Origin of the sequence: Marinobacter flavimaris (assembly GCF_045057155.1) — a bacterium.
In the GTDB taxonomy this organism is placed as follows: Bacteria; Pseudomonadota; Gammaproteobacteria; order Pseudomonadales; family Oleiphilaceae; genus Marinobacter; species Marinobacter manganoxydans.
Genome location: NZ_CP171359.1, coordinates 1,785,403 through 1,805,995, shown reverse-complemented (window position 1 = coordinate 1,805,995; position 20,593 = coordinate 1,785,403). Strand labels below are relative to the sequence as shown.

Annotated in this window: 15 protein-coding genes; 10 read left to right on the top strand and 5 right to left on the bottom strand. The window is 54.9% G+C overall.

Translation table 11 applies throughout. The annotated features are described in order from the left end of the window. Positions 1-17: 17 nt before the first annotated feature. Complete coding sequence (locus tag ACGK9W_RS08365) at positions 18-1,898, bottom strand: sigma-54-dependent Fis family transcriptional regulator (protein WP_405420349.1); 1,881 nt, start codon at positions 1,896-1,898, stop codon at positions 18-20. A gap of 332 nt (positions 1,899-2,230) precedes the next feature. Between ACGK9W_RS08365 and ACGK9W_RS08360 the strand changes: the two genes are divergently transcribed. The 6 genes from ACGK9W_RS08360 to ACGK9W_RS08335 all read left to right on the top strand — a co-directional run bounded on the left by ACGK9W_RS08360 (position 2,231) and on the right by ACGK9W_RS08335 (position 8,365). Beyond that, positions 2,231-3,325 (top strand): ABC transporter ATP-binding protein, encoded by a 1,095-nt coding sequence (locus ACGK9W_RS08360; RefSeq protein ID WP_104270050.1) that lies wholly within the window; start codon positions 2,231-2,233, stop codon positions 3,323-3,325. Beyond that, entirely contained in the window at positions 3,325-4,425 is a 1,101-nt protein-coding gene (locus tag ACGK9W_RS08355) for an ABC transporter ATP-binding protein (protein ID WP_008174640.1), read from the top strand. The genes ACGK9W_RS08360 and ACGK9W_RS08355 overlap by 1 nt, the downstream gene beginning before the upstream one ends. Beyond that, a complete protein-coding gene (locus ACGK9W_RS08350) occupies positions 4,425-5,291 on the top strand; it encodes a carbohydrate ABC transporter permease (RefSeq protein ID WP_008174642.1) in 867 nt (288 codons plus the stop codon). The genes ACGK9W_RS08355 and ACGK9W_RS08350 overlap by 1 nt, the downstream gene beginning before the upstream one ends. A 10-nt stretch (positions 5,292-5,301) precedes the next feature. Next, the gene (locus ACGK9W_RS08345) at positions 5,302-6,108 is read left to right on the top strand and encodes a carbohydrate ABC transporter permease (protein WP_008174643.1); all 807 of its coding nucleotides are present in this window, start codon (positions 5,302-5,304) and stop codon (positions 6,106-6,108) included. Between the two features lie 11 nt (positions 6,109-6,119). After that, on the top strand, positions 6,120-6,395 hold the full coding sequence (locus ACGK9W_RS08340; RefSeq protein ID WP_008174646.1) for a DUF2160 domain-containing protein: 276 nt from the start codon (positions 6,120-6,122) through the stop codon (positions 6,393-6,395). A 227-nt stretch (positions 6,396-6,622) separates the two neighbouring features. Continuing rightward, a complete protein-coding gene (locus tag ACGK9W_RS08335; RefSeq protein WP_008174648.1) occupies positions 6,623-8,365 on the top strand; it encodes an ABC transporter substrate-binding protein in 1,743 nt (580 codons plus the stop codon). Between the two features lie 109 nt (positions 8,366-8,474). Here the strand turns inward: ACGK9W_RS08335 and ACGK9W_RS08330 are convergent, their stop codons facing one another. Beyond that, positions 8,475-9,725, bottom strand: coding sequence for a substrate-binding protein (locus ACGK9W_RS08330; protein ID WP_405420342.1), 1,251 nt, complete (start codon positions 9,723-9,725; stop codon positions 8,475-8,477). A gap of 401 nt (positions 9,726-10,126) precedes the next feature. On the opposite strand from ACGK9W_RS08330, the gene ACGK9W_RS08325 reads away from it, so the two are divergent. Beyond that, a complete protein-coding gene (locus ACGK9W_RS08325) occupies positions 10,127-11,017 on the top strand; it encodes an FAD:protein FMN transferase (RefSeq protein ID WP_405420339.1) in 891 nt (296 codons plus the stop codon). A gap of 19 nt (positions 11,018-11,036) precedes the next feature. Here the strand turns inward: ACGK9W_RS08325 and ACGK9W_RS08320 are convergent, their stop codons facing one another. The 3 genes from ACGK9W_RS08320 to ACGK9W_RS08310 all read right to left on the bottom strand — a co-directional run bounded on the left by ACGK9W_RS08320 (position 11,037) and on the right by ACGK9W_RS08310 (position 16,335). Beyond that, positions 11,037-12,416 (bottom strand): hypothetical protein, encoded by a 1,380-nt coding sequence (locus tag ACGK9W_RS08320; RefSeq protein WP_405420336.1) that lies wholly within the window; start codon positions 12,414-12,416, stop codon positions 11,037-11,039. 180 nt (positions 12,417-12,596) lie between these two features. Continuing rightward, positions 12,597-15,092, bottom strand: a complete 2,496-nt coding sequence (locus ACGK9W_RS08315; protein ID WP_405420333.1) for a LamG domain-containing protein — start codon at positions 15,090-15,092, stop codon at positions 12,597-12,599. Between the two features lie 7 nt (positions 15,093-15,099). Then, the gene (locus ACGK9W_RS08310; RefSeq protein WP_405420330.1) at positions 15,100-16,335 is read right to left on the bottom strand and encodes a hypothetical protein; all 1,236 of its coding nucleotides are present in this window, start codon (positions 16,333-16,335) and stop codon (positions 15,100-15,102) included. Positions 16,336-16,505: 170 nt separating this feature from the next. On the opposite strand from ACGK9W_RS08310, the gene ACGK9W_RS08305 reads away from it, so the two are divergent. The 3 genes from ACGK9W_RS08305 to ACGK9W_RS08295 are packed head-to-tail and all read left to right on the top strand — an operon-like array spanning position 16,506 to position 20,585. Then, positions 16,506-19,196 (top strand): hypothetical protein, encoded by a 2,691-nt coding sequence (locus ACGK9W_RS08305; RefSeq protein WP_405420328.1) that lies wholly within the window; start codon positions 16,506-16,508, stop codon positions 19,194-19,196. Positions 19,197-19,218: 22 nt separating this feature from the next. Next, a complete protein-coding gene (locus ACGK9W_RS08300; RefSeq protein WP_014577485.1) occupies positions 19,219-19,971 on the top strand; it encodes an SH3 domain-containing protein in 753 nt (250 codons plus the stop codon). Beyond that, on the top strand, positions 19,941-20,585 hold the full coding sequence (locus ACGK9W_RS08295; protein WP_008174661.1) for an outer membrane beta-barrel domain-containing protein: 645 nt from the start codon (positions 19,941-19,943) through the stop codon (positions 20,583-20,585). The genes ACGK9W_RS08300 and ACGK9W_RS08295 overlap by 31 nt, the downstream gene beginning before the upstream one ends. The last annotated feature ends 8 nt before the right edge of the window (positions 20,586-20,593 follow it).

The following is a 20,593-nucleotide window of genomic DNA, read 5'->3' as shown; positions in this document are numbered from 1 at the left end:
TGTTGCGGAAACGCGGTTTAGCGAACCCCTAATTCCCGAAGACGCTTGTATAGTGTGTTTCGGCTGATGGCCAGCTCTCTCGCTGCCTGTGACACGTTGCCAGTGCACTTGCGGTACACCTTGAGAGTTGTGGCGAGTGGATCCTCCTGTTCAACCTCAACGCCCGGGGCTCGTGGTTCCGCTATCCGTGGATCGGATTCCTCGCCTGCGGCGGTCTCGAATTCTGCAAGAAAGTCTTCCGGTAAATGCCATACCTGCACATCTTCCCCGTCAGCAATGGCGATCGCCACCCGCAACACGTTCACCAATTGGCGGATATTACCCGGCCAAGGGTGGTTCTCAAAGGCCGAAAGCACTTTAGGAGACAGCTGTTCCGATTGACCAGGGTCACGGTGTCGGGAATAGAGGTTCTGTATCAGCAGCGACCTGTCGGATCGGTTTCGGAGCGCAGGGAGTTCCACGCATAGCCCGTTGATCCGGTAGTAAAGGTCCGCCCGGAAATGGCCGCTTTCGATACGTGTGCCCAGTGGTTGGTTGGTTGCGGTAACCAGCAGAATATCAACGGGAACGCTGTCGGTAGAACCCACTGGCGTAACCAGCCGTTCCTGGAGTACCCGTAGCAGCCTGGATTGGGCCGACAGGGGCATTTCGCCAATCTCATCAAGAAACAGGATGCCTTTGTGGGCCTTTCGAATAAAGCCCAGCGAACCCTGCGCCCGGGCGCCGGTGAAGGCGCCGGCTTCGTAACCGAACAGCTCCGACTCAACCAGTTCCGGCGGAATGGCCGCGCAGTTAACCGCGACCAGTGGTTGATCCTTTCGGTGGGATGCCCGGTGAAGGGCCTTGACCAGCACTTCCTTGCCGACCCCTGTCTCGCCGGTGATAAGAACCGGGACACCCCGCTGAAGTACTTTGAGACTTTGTGTAGCGCAACGCTTTACTGCCGAATCACCGAACTCCAGGTTGTCGATACCCAGCAGCTCATCTGAATAGCAGCCCTCGTTCGACTGAGATAACCGATCGATCCGATTCGGGTTTTCGTTAACCCTTGTAGGGCGTTTGATCCTGGCGCTCAGTCGCACCTTGCTGCGAGTGGTCAGTTGCAAGGTTTCAGTTTCTGGATGCTCAAGAATTTGATGCCGGCGGCTCGTAAATAACTCATCCAGGCGGGCCTCGACGGTATTCATTCCCAGTAACTGGTCCGCTCGCTGGTTGCTTGCAATGATCTTTCCGAAATCATCGCAAACCAGGATGCCCGACCAGGGGCTGTCAAAGTTATCCGCCGTGGTGTTCAGGGTAATCTGAAAATGATCGGGGCCAAACTGACGTTTGATGAGACGATTTTCGACAGATTGTGAAAGTAGCCGAACCATGCCGAGGGTGTGGGCCTGTGGCAGGTAAGCGTCGCTGAATACGCTGAGAACCCCTGCAATCTGCCTGTGAGCATCGAAAATAGGTGCCGCAGAACCAATGATGCTCCGGTTCGTTTTCAGAAAATGTTCGTTTCGCTGAATCTGGACGGGCGCACTAACAGCAATAGAGGTGCCAATGGCGTTCGTACCGCAATTCTGTTCTTGCCAGTTCGCACCCGCCTGGAACCAGGGTTTCAGGCGGGTCTCGGTGATACGTTCATCACCCCAGCTGTTCAGTACCGTGGCATGCTGATCGGCAAGCAGAATGAGGCATCGGCTGCTGGAAAGTACGTTCCGGTAGTAGGGGAGAACCTCAGCCTCGGTCACCGAGAGCAATTCGCTGTACTGGCGGTTTATTTCCTCCAGTCGGGCAGATTCCGGCATAAGCGGTGTTGGCTCATGGTCGTGTTCAAGGCCCCAGGCAATACAACGGTTCCAAGAATCGGCAATAACGCTCCGGTAATCCGCATATTCGTTTTTTCTCATCAGTCGTCACTCAAGCATTCGTTCGTTGTTTTGGTCGACATTCGAGCAGCTTACGCGGGCAATTATGCTAAAGCTGATGCTCAATAATCTGTGCAAATGCTGTTCAGGTCAATGTTCAGTTTGAACACAATATTGCTAAACGAACATTTTGGTTTTCGAATGAGAAATTTGCATGTAGAGAAAAAGCTTTTTAAAACAACGTTATAAGCGAATCAATTTCTTTGCTTGCGCAATGTGGTATGTCCTTTGCGTAGAGAGTTCGAAATCGAATTTGCGCGGCTGATTTACGTCGGTCTCAAAGCGCGTTTCCACAAGAACAAAAAGGAAAGCCTATGTCCTTAACACTGGAGAATCTCTCCCGTGAGGTCGACGGCGTCGACTACATACGGGATGCCAACCTCACCTTCGAGGCAGGCTCTTTTAATGTTCTGCTCGGCCGGACACTGGCCGGAAAAACCTCGCTGATGCGATTGATGGCTGGGCTGGATAAGCCCGATACCGGCCGTCTGATCTACAACGGTGAGGACGTTACAGGGCTGAGCGTGCAGAGCCGCAACATATCGATGATCTATCAGCAGTTCATCAATTACCCCAATCTGACCGTCTACGAAAACATCGCCTCGCCACTTCGGCTGGCGAGGATGACTGATTCTGAAATTGACCGCCGGGTGAAAGAAACGGCGTCGATGCTTCGGATTGATCCTTTGCTGAAGCGTTACCCGTTGGAACTGTCAGGTGGTCAGCAGCAGCGAACCGCCATGGCCCGGGCCCTGGTGAAGGATGCCACCCTGGTGCTATTCGACGAGCCCCTGGTAAACCTCGATTACAAGCTACGGGAAGAGCTTCGGGCGGAACTGCGAGACCTGTTCCGCGAGCGCCAGTGCATTGCGGTGTACGCCACTACGGAGGCCAATGAAGCCCTGGCACTCGGTGGCACAACCACACTGTTACACCAGGGCCAGGTGGTTCAGAACGGGCCAGTGATGGATGTCTATCGCGCACCTGTGAACACCCTTGCTGCACAGTTGTTCAGTGAACCCCCGATGAACATGATTCGAGGCCGGGTGTCTGAAACCGAGGTGACGTTCGACGAGTACTCCCACCATGCACTTACGCAGGAGCTGTCGAAGCTGGAACCTGGCGATTACTGGTTCGGAATTCGTCCCAGCCATATTGGTCTGGTCCCCACCAGCGACGATGATCTGGAAATGTCCATGGAGGTAGAACTCAGCGAAATCAGTGGTTCTGAAACCTTCATGCATGTGGAGAACAGTCACTTTGAAATGGTGATGCAACTGATGGGAGTGCATCAGTACCACACAGGCGCACCGATCAAGGTATATCTGCCGATCAATAAATTGTTCGTCTTCGACAATAACGAACAACTGGTGCACACCCCGTCTCAGGTTTCAGGAGGGTCTGTCTGATGGCTGAAATTCAATTGAAATCACTCGCCCACAGTTATAGTGACATGCCCGAGGGACCAGACGATTACGCAATCCGTCAGCTCGACCATGTCTGGCACAAGGGTGGGGCTTACGCGCTGTTGGGCCCTTCGGGTTGCGGAAAAAGCACCATGCTGAACATTATTTCCGGTCTGGTTCAGCCTTCCGAGGGCGAGGTACTTTTCGACGGAAAGCGTGTTAATGAGTTGTCTCCGAGGGACAGGAATATCGCCCAGGTCTTCCAGTTTCCTGTCATCTACGACTCAATGACGGTCTACGACAACCTGGCGTTTCCGCTGAAGAACAACAAGGTTCCAGCCTCCAAGATCAAGGCCCGCGTTCATGAGATTGCCGAAGTCCTGGAGATCCAGGACAAGCTCTACAAAAAGGCAAAGAACCTGACCGCGGATGAAAAACAGAAGGTATCCATGGGCCGCGGCCTAGTGCGGGAAGACGTGTCGGCGATTCTGTTCGACGAGCCGCTGACGGTGATCGACCCGCAGCTCAAGTGGAAGTTGCGCCGCAAGCTCAAGCAGATTCACGAGCAGTTCGACATCACCATGGTGTATGTCACCCACGATCAGCTCGAAGCCTCCACCTTTGCCGACAAGATTGCCGTGATGTATGGCGGACAGATCGTCCAGTTTGGTACCCCAACCGAACTCTTTGAACAGCCCAACCATACCTTCGTGGGTTTTTTTATCGGAAGCCCCGGCATGAATCTTATCGAGGTGCAGCGCTGTGCCCGGGGCGTGTGCTTTGGGAACACGAATGTGTCGCTTGAGCCCTGGCAGGTTGATGTCCTGCAGCGGACCAGGTCTACCAACATCAAGATCGGAATTCGTCCGGAGTTTGTGGAAGTGTCCTCCGTCGCTTCAGACGACACCTTTGAGGCTGAGGTGATGGATGTCGAGGATCTGGGTACCTACAAGATCGTTACCGTTCAGCTTGACCACGAAAAAATGAAGGTTCGGGAGAGCGAGGACTTCGCCGCATCAATTGGCAGTCGAGTTTATCTCTCGTTCCCGAAGCAGTGGTTGAAGCTGTATATGGATGAATTCCTGGTACAGGAGCAAGACTGATGCAAAAGGTACAAAACAATAAAGCCTGGTGGCTGGTGCTGCCTGTATTTCTGCTCGTTGCCTTCTCGGCTCTCATTCCACTGATGACGGTCGTGAATTATTCGGTCCAGGATATTTTTGGTCCGGGCCAGGCGTTCTTCGTGGGTACTGAATGGTTCAAGGAAGTGCTCACCAACGAGCGCCTTCAGGATTCCCTTATTCGGCAATTTATTTTTTCCGGCGCGGTATTGCTAATCCAGATTCCGCTCGGAATCGGGGTCGCACTGATGATGCCAAAATCTGGCATAAAGGGGTCGCTCTGCCTGATTCTGCTGGCGATTCCGTTGCTGATTCCCTGGAACGTGGTTGGCACCATTTGGCAGATCTTTGCCCGTGGCGACATCGGTCTTTTCGGCTGGGGGATCAATCAGCTGGGGTTTGACTACAACTATACCGGAGACACCCTTGATGCGTGGTTGACGGTTCTGTTGATGGATGTCTGGCACTGGACTCCGCTGGTCGCCTTGCTCTGCTACTCCGGGCTGAGGGCGATTCCGGAGGCCTTCTATCAGGCGGCGGAAATTGACCGTGCCTCGAAATGGGCGGTGTTCCGGTATATCCAGCTGCCCAGGCTCAAGAGTGTTCTGATCATCGCAGTGCTGTTGCGGTTCATGGACAGCTTCATGATCTACATTGAGCCGTTTGTGCTTACCGGTGGCGGCCCGGGCAGCTCCACAACCTTCTTGAGCCAGACACTGACAACCATGGCAATCGGGCAGTTTGATCTGGGTCGCGCGGCTGCGTTCTCGCTGATCTACTTCCTCATTGTATTGCTGATTTCATGGCTCTTCTTTACCGCCATTACGCACGCCGACAAAGAAAAATAAGGAGAGTGTGATGAGACAGACACGTTCAAAAAACGTCGGGATTACGCTGTTTATTCTGCTGCTCCTGACTCCGATATACTGGTTGTTGAACATGTCGTTCAAGACCAATCAGGAAATTCTGGGCGGGCTTACCCTTTGGCCCCAGAACTTCACCCTGGATAACTATGCCGTGATCTTTACGGATCCCAGCTGGTACAACGGCTACATCAATTCGATGATCTACGTGTCCATCAACGTGGTCATCACGTTACTTGTGGCCCTGCCTGCCGCCTATGCGTTTAGTCGCTACAAGTTCCTGGGTGACAAGCATCTGTTTTTCTGGCTGCTGAGCAACCGGATGGCGCCGCCGGCGGTCTTCCTGCTGCCTTTCTTCCAGCTTTATTCATCTATCGGCCTGTTCGACACCCATATTGCGGTGGCGCTTGCTCACTGCCTGTTCAACGTGCCCCTGGCTGTCTGGATTCTGGAAGGGTTCATGTCCGGTGTCCCCCGTGAGTATGACGAGATGGCCTATATTGATGGCTACAGCTTTCCGAAATTTTTCGTGAAGGTGTTCCTGCCGATGATTCGTTCCGGGATCGGGGTGACGGCTTTCTTTGCCTTCATGTTCTCCTGGGTGGAGCTGCTGCTGGCCCGGACGCTAACGTCCGTGGATGCCCAGCCGATCGGGGCGATCATGACCCGAACGATAGGGGCGAGCGGTATCGACTGGGGTGTTCTGGCTGCCGCCGGTTCGCTAACCATCATTCCCGGCCTGCTGGTGATCTGGTTCGTTCGTAACCATGTTGCCAAAGGCTTCGCCCTCGGACGCGTGTAAGGAGACGTTTTATGATTGCCTGGATGAACTGGACTCCGACCGTCGCCATCTTCTTTGCCGTGATTGCGGGAATTCTGGCGGTAATGACGGTTTACGAAATTGTCTCCCCGTGCACCGAGAGGAAGGGGTTTCTGCCGATAGCCACCACCCGCGGGGATCGGTTGTTTATTGGATTGCTTTCGGCAGCATATATACATCTGAGCTTCCTGGCGGTCAGCGATATCACCCTTTGGGTGGCGCTCGCTGTCTCTGTGGTTTGGCTCCTGGTTTTGCTGCGTTGGGGGTGAGTATCGACAAGGGATGTTCGTATGGTGTTTTTTCGAAAATCCTGGTCCTAAAAAAGATTCAGGACTTCTTGTAATGATTTCGAAAACGAACTAATTTTGTTTGAATGATCGGAATCGATCACGATAGATTCCGGCAAAAAAGAATAGCGACCAGAAAGAGCGCTATAACTGCGGACACGAAACACGGCTGTTTCGTTCCATTCATTAAATGTCGAACGAGGTTGGATATGTTCAACAACAACAAATATCCGAGGACCCTGTTGCTCAGCGCCGCCGTTGGTGTCGCCTGCATGGGTTTGAGCCTGCATGCCAGCGCCGATCAGTACAGTGAAGCGGCTGAGAAGTGGGTCAATGAAGCGTTCAAAAACTCTACCTTGAGCAGGGAAGAGCAGCTCAAGGAAATGGAGTGGTTCATCAAAGCCGCTGAGCAGTTCCGTGGCATGGATATCAACGTGGTTTCCGAAACCATAGCGACTCACGAATATGAGTCCAATGTCCTTGCCAAGGCATTCTCCGAAATCACCGGGATCAACCTGACTCACACGCTGATTCAGGAAGGGGATGTCATCGAGAAGCTCCAGACCCAGATGCAGTCTGGAAGAAATATCTATGATGGCTACGTGAATGATTCAGATCTGATTGGTACCCATTTTCGCTATGGAAAGGTGGTGGCCGTTGAGGACATCATGAACGGTTCCGGTAAAGATCTTACCCTGCCTACCCTGGATCTTGATGATTTCATTGGGCTCGACTTTACGACTGGGCCGGATGGCAAACTCTATCAGTTGCCTTCGCAACAGTTTGCGAACCTTTATTGGTTTCGTGCCGACTGGTTTGAACGTGAAGATCTGCAAGAGCAATTCAAGGAAATTTACGGCTACGACCTGGGTGTGCCGGTTAACTGGTCTGCCTACGAGGATATTGCCGAGTTCTTCTCGGTTCACGTGAAGGAAATTGATGGTGAGCGAGTATACGGCCACATGGATTACGGCAAGAAAGATCCGTCTCTGGGCTGGCGTTTCACTGATGCCTGGTTCTCCATGGCGGGTGCTGGCGACAAGGGCCTGCCCAACGGCTTGCCGGTGGACGAATGGGGGATTCGGGTTGAAGAGTGTCACCCGGTCGGCTCCAGCGTTAGCCGTGGTGGTGCAACGAACGGGCCTGCGGCTGTCTATGCCACTACGAAATACGTGGATTGGCTGCGTGAGTACGCGCCCCCCGAAGCTCAGGGCATGACCTTTTCAGAGGCCGGTCCCGTTCCCGCACAGGGCAACGTTGCCCAGCAGATCTTCTGGTATACCGCCTTTACCGCGAGCATGATCAAGGACGGCCTGCCCGTTGTAAATGAGGATGGCACCCCCAAATGGCGGATGGCACCGTCTCCCCGTGGGCCCTACTGGGAAGAAGGTATGAAGCTGGGCTATCAGGACGTAGGTTCCTGGACTTTCCTGGACTCCACGCCTGAGAAACGTCGCCTTGCAGCTTGGCTGTACGCCCAGTTCACCGTATCCAAGACCGTCTCTCTGGAGAAAACGATTGCCGGCCTGACGCCGATTCGCGAGTCCGACATTGAATCTGAGGCGATGACTGAAATGGCGCCGAAGCTCGGCGGCTTGGTGGAGTTTTATAGGAGCCCGGCTCGTGTGCAGTGGTCACCGACCGGTACCAATGTGCCAGACTATCCGAAACTCGCCCAGCTTTGGTGGCAGTACATTGCCCAGGCGGCCAGTGGTGAAGCCACTCCTCAGGAAGCCCTCGACGGCCTCGCTCAGGCTCAGGATCGGGTCATGGAGCGCCTTGAGCGTGCCAATGTTCAACCGACCTGTGGTCCGAAGCTGAACGAACCGCGCGACCCGCAATACTGGCTGGATCAGCCCGGCGCACCCAAGCCGAAGCTGGCTAACGAGAAGCCACAGGGCAAAACCGTTGCCTACGACGAGCTGTTGAAGACCTGGGAAGAGGCGCGCTAAGGCAAGTCGCTTTTCGGAATCACAATGCCTGCCGCAATGCGATCCTCAAGTTGCGGCAGGCGGAGTCATGTTTTTCCAGACATTTTTCTCCAGTTCCCTAAGGGACTGTTTAGAGCCTGAGCGGTTTTCCAGCCTCCCGGCGCCGCTCTTCCCATTCTTCCCGGGTCTGCGCCGCCTGGTCACCCGGCATTGAATCGATGATGCTGAAATAATCGGAACTGTATTCGTCAGCAATGATTGTGTTGCGCGGTTTTACCTTAACCACATACACCGTCTGGACATTCTGGTGATCGAATTCGCGCCAGTACTGTTCGTCTTTTAGGAAAGTGTACCTGTGTCCCTCCAGGGCCCGGATCAGGCTGGCGGTATTGGTGGTACCGGCACGTTCCACCGCATCCTTGTATTGATAAATAATGCTGTAGGCCGAGGCCGCAGCGGTGGATGGTCGCATTTCATATCGGTTTGAGAAGGCTTCTACAAACTCCTTTCCTCTCGGGTAGTTCAGCTCAAAGGGTACGTTCCATACCCAGGGCGAGCCGCCGATAACGCCCTCCATAATGGTGGGACCTACCTGCCGAGCCATGCCCAGGGTCAGGTTGGGCACAACAATCTGCATTTTCTTGGTAAGGCCCATTTCGTAGGCAACATTCAGTGCTCTCACCATGTCGTCGCCGAACAGGACCATCATCAGAACCTTGGCGTTACTGGCCTCTGCCTGCTTCAGCGCCTCCCTGAAATCGGTAATCAGTGCCCGGGGGAAAGGGGTTTTCACGCCCTGATGGCGGTCAGTGTCTTCGGTTCCCGAGAACTTGCGAACAGACTCCTCCACAGACCAGCCCCAGGTGTAGTCGGCGGTAATGTAGAAGTAATCGTCTTCCGCATGATTGGTGGTCAGATACTGACTGAGCGCCTTTGCAGTCATCCAGGCGTTGTAGGGCTCACGGAACATGTATGAATGCCCTTCGGCGCCGGTGGTGGCGTTCGAGTAGGTCAGCGTGCCGAAGTAGATCCGGTTGCGATCGCGAGCAGCTTTGCCTGAGGCAATGGCAACGGCGCTGGACACACCGCCGAACACCATCTGGACGCCTTCACGGTCGATGAGTTCTGCGGTGTTCTTTGCACCTTGTGCAGGGTCACCGCGGGTATTTCTGATTACCAGCTCCAGCTGACGCCCCATCACGCCACCGGCTTTATTGATTTCATCAACCGCCAGAAAGGCGCCCAGACGTTGTTGCAGACCCTGATCCTTGTAACGACCGGTCTGCGGGTAGTTCAGGCCGATTTTAAGGGTTTCGGCATACACAGTAGTGCTCGCCAGCAACAGCAGACAAGCAGAAAAGAGTACTTTTCTGACGTTCATTCAGGTTGGCCTCCGGAATTGCAGCGCCAATGGGGAAAAGGGCTGCCAATCATTGTTTTGATTATTTGTTAAGCAACGCTAGTGTCTCTGCTGATTATGAGGCCAACAATGGGACAAAAGTGGAATTTTGGGTAACAAATTGTAGGTTAGTGATCTGCATCGTGTCTGACCTATGCTGTTCCCACGAATCGGTTCGGCTGCAGTCGAAGAAATGGATATACTTTCCGGACTTGCCTGGTGTGGGCTTTGCGGCAGCTAATGGAGTTTTGTGGGTCTTGGTAACTATAAAGCGCAGGAAATTCGGACTTGGATCGACTCTCTCGTTTCTTTTGGCGGCAATGGGGCTTGTCATCGTCCCGATGTCGGCCAGCGCCGAGTGGTATCGGTTTTCGGATACTGCAATGACCACGCCTATCGAACTGGAGTTCTGGGCGGAGGATAAAGAGCTGGCGAACCGGGTTGGCAAAGAGGTGCTGGCGGTTTTTCATCAGGTTGATGAACAGATGAGTCGCTATCGGGAAGAGTCGGAGGTCTCCAGGCTCAACCTCAATGCACCCGACGGGCCAGTAGAAGTCAGTGACGGGTTGTTCGAGGTGATTGAAAAAGCACGGGAGGTTTCTCTACTCAGCCAGGGCGCCTTCGACATCACCTTTGGCTCAGTGGGTTACCTGTATGACTTCAGGGCCGGCAAAAAGCCCACGGACGAGGAGCTTCGATCCGGCTTGCCGCGGGTGAATTTTCGGGATGTGATTCTTGATGAGGATGATCAGACGGTCGAATACCGGCAGGCAGGGATTCTGGTAGACCTCGGTGGCATCGCCAAAGGGTACGCAGTGGATCTGGGAATCGAGCGTCTGGTCAGTTTTGGCATTCGCCATGCCCGGCTGAGTGCTGGCGGCGACATGCGACTGTTAGGGGACAAGCGGGGCCGGCCCTGGTACGTGGGCATTCGGGACCCCCGTTCAGAAGGGCGCAACGCGGTGGTTTTGCCGCTCGAGGATGTGGCCGTGTCCACCTCCGGCGACTACGAGCGGTTCTTCGTGGATGAGGCGGGAGAAAGGGTTCATCACATCCTGTCGCCTGAGACCGGCAAATCGGTCCAGGGTGTCCAAAGCGTGACCATTATCGGCGAGGATGCGTTGACAACCGACGGCCTCTCCACGGCGGTTTTCGTGCTCGGGCCCAAAAAGGGACTGGAGATGATTGAGCGTTTGAAGGGTATCGATGTTGTGGTTATCGATGATCAGCGCATGATGCACGTTTCAGAGGGATTGGTTCCACCCCAGCCTTGATAGGATGGAACCAGCCAGATCAACTACCGATAGTGCCGTTAACCAAGTTTTCGAATGCGATCAGCCTATCTTGCGAATCGGAGTTGCCAAGTCCATGGCCCATGAAGCGGGAACTGAAAGCGCCTTGTTCCCCGTGCAGCGCCATGTAGTTAAGCAGCACAGTCTGGACCAGTTGATTGACGTTATTGGCGGCAGGGCTTGAGGCAGTTTCCACGGACGCGTCTGCGCGCATGTAGCCTATCTGGTTGCGAATTGCTGTTGGTCGGCCAGCTGGGTTGTACACCAGAAAAAAGGAGGCGGCGGTCTGCTGATTGTCACCGGTCCATTCGCCTTTGCCGCGGCCGTCTGCAGAATCGTCTATGCGACCGTTGCTGGAAACGGATCCATCACTGAACACGTAGAGCATCAGCGGGATTTTCTTTCTGGCGGCATACTCAAGGCAGGCGCCCATGCAACGCCCCGCCTGTTCGTCTCGTCGTTCCCCGGTGCCGCGTTCGCCGGTGTGGTAGTCGTAACCGCCCATGGTTATGGTACCAGCGCCGGCGTACCCCTCCAGAACAAGCTTCATTACCGACGCAGTCTTTTGATATTCCCGGTTGCCGTTAAATTCGGAACTGGAAAAAATCCCGGCCGGACCAACGATATCAGGGTCAGCCATAGGGTTCAGGGAGGCAGGATTTCCGAACTGGTCGGCCAGGTCTGCGCTCTTTACATACCCGCATTGCACCAGGTCCTTCACGACATCTGATGTAGTGATCTGGTCCATTTTGGCATCGCTGATACGTTGGATAGACTCCATTACAGCGACCGCATCCTGTTGATCGAGAATGCCGATAAGATCACCCACATCAACCAAACCAGTGACATCAGACGGCCGATCAATTTTGGTGGGGCGGGCTTTGGGGTCAATGAGGTTCATTGGAGCTAGCGAGTTGCCTCCAGATTCCGAACTCTGTGACCCTACAAGGGAGAGTAGAAGGCCATCAGCGCCTGCGCGATGAATTCCGTACATTGGGTTGTGGGGATTGTTGCCGGTATCATTCTCTGAGCGGGCGGCAATGATAGCGCCATTGGTCGCTGCAAGAGTGCCGGCACTGGCGCTTTGACCTATGCCTCGAAGAAAACCACTGTCTGAATGAAATGCCAGACCGAGATCTGTATTCAGGAAGGCGGGATCGTCCGGTAGCATGTCACCAGGCAGGCCAAGCTTGTTATAGCCCGCGGTGCTCAGGAAGTCCATCTGCCCGCCGTCTTGTCCCATCAGCACGTTGGAGCCGGCGATGTTCGCGCCACCGGCCAGGTCAAAGCAGATAAACGGAATCTTACCTGCACCTTTAACGGCAATGCCGCATTCTTCCTTGAGGGTTTGCAGTTCCGGTGAGAGTTCAGCCGCAGCCATTCTCGGATTACCGAAAAGACTGAAAACTGACGCGCCAAAAACAGTGGCGGAGCCGGCCATTAAACCTTGCGCTATGAATTCGCGACGCGTCTTCGGTTTGCCGTGATCATCGTGGAGGAGCGGACTGCCGTTCGCCAAGGGCTTTTTACGTGTTTTGCGTATGAACATGATCGACTTCCTCTACTGAACCAGGGTGGTGGCGCTGCCAAGCACGGCGGCGCAACTTGCCTTGACAATGGTTTCCGTGCGGTCGGGCTCACATTCGCTACCACCACAGAGGGTCAGTTTGTCTATGAGTCTTCCCAATTCTGCCTGAATCTCGAGGTCACTTGGCTGCGAATTCAGGTTGCTGCCAACGAAGCGTGATAGCAGTGCCCCGGTGATAAGACTTTCGCCGCCGTGCTCGAATGCGCTACTGGGCGGAGCGGAAAAATCAAATCCGGGAAACATATTGTTTCTGAGCTGGAAGTCTGACACGAGTGCATCGCAATACTGGATCGCCATCTGGGTAATTGCCATCTGGTGAGACGACAGGAAGCCCTGGATATTTTCAACAGTAGGTAGTTGCTGTTTCACAGTGTTGTAAGTTGCGGATACTTCCGAGTTGGTTGTGGGTACGCCTGTCATCCGGGACATGGATTCGTTAATCTCGTCAAACGTTTTGAGGCCAATCTCTGACGGTGTTTCATCAGGATAATCTGGTGTAGGCTGGGGCAGCTCTTCAGGTTCTGTCCGGGCAAAAGTATTGCTACCGAGCTTGTCGAATGTGAGGAAGAACTCATCATTTTCTGCCCCATTTTCCTGGGCAATAATCGTGGCCAGGCGGGACAGTGGCTGGCCAGTGCCGGGCTCATAAGCCTCGCTATCAAGAACGATGTTGAGATTTGCCCAGGCCTGTCCCACCCTTGCCTCCTTGCCATTGATGCCCAACCTCATGCCCTGCAGCGTTATATCTGAAGGCTCAACTGAGTCATCCAGGCTGATAAAGAACGGGCTGGCAAATCGATAGGCATGGTTGTCGAACTCACTGACTTCGAAGACGATAAAGCTTTGCGGCAAACCTATGAGGTCTGACACACCGAAAAGTAAGTAAAATTTCTGCCCGACACCCACCTCAAAGTTAGCCTGAATCTGTTCGGGTGTCAGAGCACGATTATGGATGGCAGCCATTCTTATTGTCCCTTGCCACGGAGACTGACCATCTGTCTCATTGCCAAGTACCAGCGCGAAGCTGTCATCCCATTCGGTTAACAGTCCACCGTTGTCTGGGTCGACATCGTCGGTCGGAACGCCATTAACAAATATCTGACGTCCGGTCGCTGGAGTGTAGTTCACTACAACGTGCTGAAGGGTTGCCTGCAGGAGCATGTCGGCGTCCTGGGTGGAGAACGGCGTATTTTCATCACTGGTGGTGCTGCGATGCAGTACTTCGTATCGCTGGAGCGACTGACTGAGGGTGACATTGCGAGTGGTGGATGAGCCCGAGTAGGTGATGATGCGGGCATCTTCCTGGCTTATGTTCGCCGGTGCTACCCAGGCTTCGATGCTGTATTCGCCGGAGGCGGTCAACAGTGTATGGAGTTTCTGGCTGGCCCCTGTACTGCCTTGGGCTTTGCCTGCCGGAACCGTAAAGCCTTCGCTGTTCTGTGCCATGGGGCCAAGGTCGATTCCCCAGGCGTTAACCCATTCAAAGTTTCCGCTGATGGTGAGGTTAATTTCAGGGGACACGCCGCTGGTATCGAAGGCCGTCTGGCCTTCACCGGCCTTAAATTCGTAAAGAGCAATGATGTTGTCTTCATAACGGCCGCCGGAGTTAGCTTCTAGCCCGTCCGCGCTCAGTTTCAGAGCTTTGCTGGTAACAAGTGACTCATCAACGTCCTGAAATTGAAGGTCTTGAACAAGTTCCAGTATTTTGGTCTCCATCAAGGCGGCAGATGCCGAACAATTGTCGTTCCAACAATTGTGATAGTCGAACTCAAGTCGTTCAACGAGTCTTGATGATTTCGGGTTCATGGGGTCGATGCGACTCTTCGCCTGATCATAGGCTGTTTCTATATTCGCACTGGCGATGTAGGGGGTCTGTCCACCGTCGGCATGACACTCGCTGCAATAGTCTTCCAACAGCGGGTATACCGTGGTGGAAAACAGGCCAGTGTCGCTTGGTAGGGAAACCGTGGCGCCCGGTTCTTTGAGCGCTGGGGCGCGAAGTTCCACTGTTTTGGCAGAGCCTTCTGAGCCGTCTGCCCAGTTGGAAATATAGGTGGTTAGAATGTCGACACAGGCAGAATTGCTGGTAAGCCAGCAATTATGACCACCGGCTACCTTAGTTACCATCGCTGACTGGGACGGATCCGAAAGATTGACAATGGTATTTGCCTGGGCATAAGCAAGGTTGACATCTTGCTCGTTGACGAACTTCGGTGTCTGACCATCTGAACCGTGACACGCGCCACACTTGGCCTGGGTTGCCAGATTGTCCCAGACATTGCGCTTGAAGTTGGCCACATCATCGGTTGAAGGGGGGGGGCCGTTGTAAGTAACCGTGCCGGAGTTCGGATTGGTATTCGGTAGTTGTTCAGTGGATTCCCCGCCGCAGGCCGCAAGTAGCAAGGCGATGGCGATAAGTGCGAAGGCCGATCTGAGAGAGTTCACTGGTATTCCTTTGAATGTGTTCATAGCGTCCTCACTCCCCCATGCAATACACGGCAGATTCTGCGAACACCTGCTTCAGGTTACCCTGACTGGCGAAGCCGGCTGTCATACTGCTTATTTTAGAGCTGTCTTCGCTGCTCGAGGGAGGTCGCAAGCAGACATTCTCGAACACTTTCTTGACCTGACACTCGGCAAAGGCGTCCGAATAGGCGAACTCCTTACCCAGGCTTTTGGCACCGCTGCCAGACCCCGGCAGTGACTCATCCCAACCGAGGCGTCGGTTTGCGCCCTGACGCCAGTAGTTGACCCAGCTATCATCCGGCGTCACATAGCCCTGCTCGAAAGTTGCGGAGTTTATGTGATATTTGGCTTTTACCCTGGTTCCCGTCTCAGGATCTGTTTCACCAACAGCGTTGTAGACGAGCCTGCCCCTCTCTCCGTCAGGATCGGTGTTCTGGTTGTATTCGTAGTCGTAGTAGGCAAACGCCTGGGTCATGGGATCCATGCCGGTGTGGCAGCCTACACAGTTGTTCAGGAAGACTCGGCTGTCACCCCCCGGGCTGCGGGACACGTCCTGCCGAATGCGGTCTGGCGGTAGAGTAACGTCGGCAACCTGCTCCAGGTCGTTACACATATGATTGATCAGCGTGAATCGGAACATGGCCCGGTTGGTACCTGCACTGAAGAACGCCCGCGCTGAAGCCCGCGATGTAATCACGCCGGCGGTAGCAGAGGAGGGCAAGCCGTTGTAATTTGATTGGGGCTGCCGGATTAGAAGATCTTCGTTGCTGAGGTCGATAGCTTGTGTCTCGAGCCACTCATAATGGTCGTTATCGCTTGTGGAGTAATTCGGGGCGTTCAAGGATGGGGCGCCGACGTAGAGAACGTCCTCGTGAAGAATGGTTCGGAAGTCCGCTTCGTCTCTGACGACACCGATTACTGTCGCAATGTAATCGTTCAGAGGTACGAACTTTGACATCGCCTCGTTGGTCCAGGGAGCCGCAAAGTTCTTGAGAGTCACGTTGTAAAAAGCGGGGTCATCCATTGCAATGAACGCAGCCCCTTCGGGATCGGACGGTATCAGGCTCGTCATAGAATCCAGGACGCTCTCGGAGGGTGGAACACCGGCAATGCGGTCGTGAATTCGCTTGGCCTGCTCCCTGGAACCGGCCTGAGAAAGGCCTGCCTGTCCAGACATCAGTGCGACGAGAACTGCGGTACTGCAAGCCTTGCAAAGCAGGCTTCTGATCCTGTTCCGGGCGGTCATGTCCTTTCCCTCGGTGATCGATAGCATGTGCACATTAATGCTTTTTGACAATTGTTAAAAGTTTACGGCTTGCTATATCCTTCGTTTTGAGCCGTAGGCCACGTTATTACATTGCGTTACGTAAAACCCTTGGAGCCTGCCAGCGGAACCGACTTAATTTATGTCATGGAATGTCATCCGAAACAGGGTTTCTCACGTTGGAAATTAAGTCGCCCACTCTAAACATCTCCCGCAGTACTCGCCTGGCTGTCGCACTCGGCTCGCTTGCAGCTCTGTCTGGCTGTCTTTCGAGCAGCGACAGTCAGCAGGCGGATCCGGTTGTCGTCGAGAACCCTGTGGCTTATGTCGAACGGGCTCTACTTTTTGACGAAAACACCGGGGCCCTGGTCGAGGACAACCTGGCCGACCCGAGCGCTTTCCGCCCCGGAGCGCGGCTGTTTCTGAAGGCCAGTGCCACTGCGGACGCCGAGACGCAGGATATTGCCTCCAGAGCATTCGCGGGGCCGCAATTCCTTGATGACAATGGTCAGTTGCGTTACGACGTGAAAGATCTCCACGTTTCCCACGACGGCTCCAGACTGCTGTTTGCCATGCGTGCGCCGGAAATCGAGGACGCAGACGACGAGGATCAGCCAACCTGGAATATCTGGGAATACGACGTTAGTACCGACATCCTGCGCCGGATCATCGATTCGGACGTTACCGCCGGGGCCGGGCAGGACGTTGCGCCAGCCTATCTGCCTGATGGCCGAATCGTTTTCTCGTCAACCCGTCAGCGGATTTCCAAGGCGGTGCTGCTTGATGAAGGCAAACCCCAGTATTCCGGTCTGGACGAGGAGGGTGATAGCCCCGGGTTTGTTCTGCATGTGATGGACGACGATGGTCAGAACATTGAACAGATCACCTTCAATCAGAGCCACGACCTCGACCCCATGGTGGCGGATGATGGCACCATTGTGTTCAGCCGCTGGGATAATGCCGGCCAAACCCGGAACAACGGTGTGAACCTCTACCGCGTCAACCCTGACGGCACTGGCCTGAGTTATCTTTTCGGTCGTCACTCCCACGATTCGGTTCCAGAAGCGAACGACATACAGTACCTGCAGCCACGCAAATCAGACAGCGGCAATCTGCTCGTGCAGCTAAGGCCGTTTGAATCAGATGACTACGCGTCTGTGTTGGCGGAAGTCGATGTTGACCAATTTGTTGAGGCCAATCTTCGTCTCGATGGCACCGAAGGTTTGGGCCAGCGCTCGCTTGTGCCCGGCGTGGGCCTGGATGGCCAACTATCGCTGAAAGGCAGTTATGCATCGGTTTCACCGCTGCTTGATGGTACCAACCGCTACCTGGTCAGTTGGACACCTTGCCGGCTGCGTGAAACAGCGACCGACCGGATTGTGAACTGCACGGAAGATCGCCTGCAATCCGAAGACTATCAACCCGCAGAGCCCGTCTACGGTTTGTGGCTTCTGGATATCAACAGCGAAACCCAGCGGCCGGTGGTCCCGCCGGTAGAGGGCGTTCAGTTTGATGAGGCGGTCCTGATGAAGGAACGGCCTCTGGAAGGGTTCATCCCGGAATCCCAGTTCACGGGTGATGAGGGGGCCCTCGGCGATGCCGGCTACGGCGTCCTGCACATTCGAAGCGTCTATGATATCGATGGGGTGGACACCACGCCGACTGGTATTGCTGCAATGGCTGATCCGCTGCAAACGCCGCCGGAAGATCGCCCGGCCAGATTCCTTCGACTGGAAAAGCCCGTGGCCATCCCCGATGAGAACGTCCGGGATTTCGACAACAGCGCCTTTGGCCGCAGCCGGGCTCAGCTAATGCGGGAGATACTGGGCTACGTGCCGATAGAGCCGGACGGCTCAGTGAAGGTGGCGGTGCCGGCCAATGTCGCATTCGCCATCAGCGTGCTGGATGAGCGGGGTCAGCGGATCGGTGCCAGGCATCAGAACTGGCTGACGGTGCGCCCCGGCGAGACCCTTGAATGTTCAGGGTGCCACAACCCGAACAGTCCGACACCCCATGGCAGACCGGATGCCGGTCCATCGTCCGTGTGGGGTGGGGCCGCAACCACCAGCCTTCCGTTCCCGAATACCGACCCGGCTCTGTTTGCCGACATGGGTGAAACCATGGCTCAGGTGTTTGCCCGCATCAACGAGATTCGCCGGCCGACGCCGGATGTGATCTATACCGATGAATGGTCCGGAGATGCCGTGGATCCCAAGCCTGACAGCTTTGCCTACGCCTATGCCGATCTGCAGACACCGCCGCCGATATCCGGCGTTTGTGCCACCGACTGGGCGCCGAATTGCCGGATTGTGATCAACTACGAGCAGCATATTCATCCGCTGTGGAGCGTCAATCGGGAGGTATTGGACCCGGACACCATGGCGGTCGTGGATGACTACACCTGTACCAGTTGCCATACGGACACCGATGCGGCGGACGCTCAGCAAGTGCCGGCTGGACAGCTGGATCTGGGCGATGGCCCGTCACCCGATGAACCGCTACACTTCAACGCCTACAGAGAACTGCTCTTCCCGGACAGTGAGCAGGAACTGGTGAACGGCGCCCTGATTGATGTGCTCGTGGACTCCGGGGAGGTTTTGAGGGACGAAGAAGGCAATCCCATTCTGGACGCCAACGGAGATGAACAACCCATCCTGGTAACAGTGCCGGTGCAGGCTTCAATGTCCGTCAACGGTGCCCGTGCCAGTCGTTTCTTCGACGTATTCGCCGACGACGGTTCACACAGGGATTTCCTCTCGCCCGCCGAACTGCGACTGATTGCAGAGTGGTTGGATATTGGCGGCCAGTATTTCAACAATCCGTTCGACGCTCCGGAAGACTGATCCAAGGACTGAAACTCGCACCATGCCCATCGCCATTCTTATGTTTCTTTTGTTGTTGCCGGCCCAGAGCTGGGCTGGCTGGCTGTGGGGGCAGGCTGAAGACGATGCATTGAAAGTGCAGGTGGCGGAGCCCTATGTGTCCTGGCGAACCGGACCGGCAACGGGCTATCCGGTTTTTCATACCAGCGAAAAAGGGGAATGGCTGACCATTCTCCAGCGCAAGACAAGTTGGATCAAAGTGACGGATACCCGTGGCCGGGAGGGTTGGATAGCGGTTGCGGATATTGCGCAGACGGTGGATGCCACGGGTAATCGTGTGGATCTTCAGGTGCCGGATTTTGAGGCTTTTGAAAGCCGGCGGGTGGAAGCCGGATTGATGATGGGGGAGTTTGATGGTGCCGCTGTCACGGCAGGCTACGGCGGCTTCTGGATGACCAGAAACCTGTCCGCCGAGCTTTGGGCTTCTCAGATTCTGGGCAGCGCCTCGGAGATTAGAATGGTTAATGCGAATCTGGTGCATCAGCCATTTCCTGACTGGCGGGTATCACCCTTTTTTACCCTGGGGGTCGGGCATATCTGGGTTGATCCCAAGGCCACTCTGGCTCAGCCCGAAGAACGGGATAACAGCATTGGCCATGCAGGGCTTGGCATCCGCGCCTACATCACCGATCGATATTTCATCCGTGCCGAAGTGAAGGACTACAAAGTGTTCACTACCCGGTCCACCAACGAAGAAGCGACAGAATGGAAAATCGGACTAAGCATCTTTTTCTGAAAACGCTGTGTCTCGGGGCAGGGCTATGCATAGCCACAGCAACCCAGGCCCAGGATGATCGGCCGCTGATCGAGCCGGATGTTACCCCGGTGCCGGTCACCGAGGCGCTGATTGACACCGAGAACTTTGAAATTGGCGCTTTTGTGGGCGTGCTCAATATCGAGGACTTCGAGTCGTCGCTGCTTTATGGCGGCAAGCTCACCTACCACCTCAGCGAGTCCTTCTTTTTCGAGGCCGGAGTCGGCTTCGCGGAGGGTGGAGAAACCAGTTTCGAGAAGCTGGCCGGTAACGTGGAGGTGCTTACCGACAGCGAGCGGGATTACAGCTATTACAACATCAACCTGGGTTACAACGTGCTTCCGGGCGAGGCCTTCCTCACCGAGAACTACGCATTCAACACCAATTTCTATCTGATTGCGGGTGCCGGCGCTACCGATTTTGCGGGTGACACCCGGTTTACCCTGAATGCCGGCGCGGGCTATCAGGTTCTGTTGACGGACAGCGTTGCAGTTCAGATTGGCGTAAGACAGCACTACTACCGAATAGATGTTCTTGGGGCCGAGAAAACCTCCATGAACACAGAGGTCAGCACTGGCCTGTCGGTCTTTTTCTGATTACAGGA

Coding starts and splice junctions, on each gene's coding strand:
- ACGK9W_RS08300 (WP_014577485.1), top strand. CDS start 19,219: ATGCCCATCGCCATTCTTATGTTTCTTTTGTTGTTGCCGGCCCAGAGC.
- ACGK9W_RS08330 (WP_405420342.1), bottom strand. CDS start 9,725: ATGAACGTCAGAAAAGTACTCTTTTCTGCTTGTCTGCTGTTGCTGGCG.
- ACGK9W_RS08325 (WP_405420339.1), top strand. CDS start 10,127: ATGACCACGCCTATCGAACTGGAGTTCTGGGCGGAGGATAAAGAGCTG.
- ACGK9W_RS08320 (WP_405420336.1), bottom strand. CDS start 12,416: ATGGCTGCGGCTGAACTCTCACCGGAACTGCAAACCCTCAAGGAAGAA.
- ACGK9W_RS08340 (WP_008174646.1), top strand. CDS start 6,120: ATGATTGCCTGGATGAACTGGACTCCGACCGTCGCCATCTTCTTTGCC.
- ACGK9W_RS08345 (WP_008174643.1), top strand. CDS start 5,302: ATGAGACAGACACGTTCAAAAAACGTCGGGATTACGCTGTTTATTCTG.
- ACGK9W_RS08365 (WP_405420349.1), bottom strand. CDS start 1,898: ATGAGAAAAAACGAATATGCGGATTACCGGAGCGTTATTGCCGATTCT.
- ACGK9W_RS08295 (WP_008174661.1), top strand. CDS start 19,941: ATGGAAAATCGGACTAAGCATCTTTTTCTGAAAACGCTGTGTCTCGGG.
- ACGK9W_RS08310 (WP_405420330.1), bottom strand. CDS start 16,335: ATGACCGCCCGGAACAGGATCAGAAGCCTGCTTTGCAAGGCTTGCAGT.
- ACGK9W_RS08305 (WP_405420328.1), top strand. CDS start 16,506: ATGTCATCCGAAACAGGGTTTCTCACGTTGGAAATTAAGTCGCCCACT.
- ACGK9W_RS08360 (WP_104270050.1), top strand. CDS start 2,231: ATGTCCTTAACACTGGAGAATCTCTCCCGTGAGGTCGACGGCGTCGAC.
- ACGK9W_RS08315 (WP_405420333.1), bottom strand. CDS start 15,092: ATGAACACATTCAAAGGAATACCAGTGAACTCTCTCAGATCGGCCTTC.
- ACGK9W_RS08335 (WP_008174648.1), top strand. CDS start 6,623: ATGTTCAACAACAACAAATATCCGAGGACCCTGTTGCTCAGCGCCGCC.
- ACGK9W_RS08355 (WP_008174640.1), top strand. CDS start 3,325: ATGGCTGAAATTCAATTGAAATCACTCGCCCACAGTTATAGTGACATG.
- ACGK9W_RS08350 (WP_008174642.1), top strand. CDS start 4,425: ATGCAAAAGGTACAAAACAATAAAGCCTGGTGGCTGGTGCTGCCTGTA.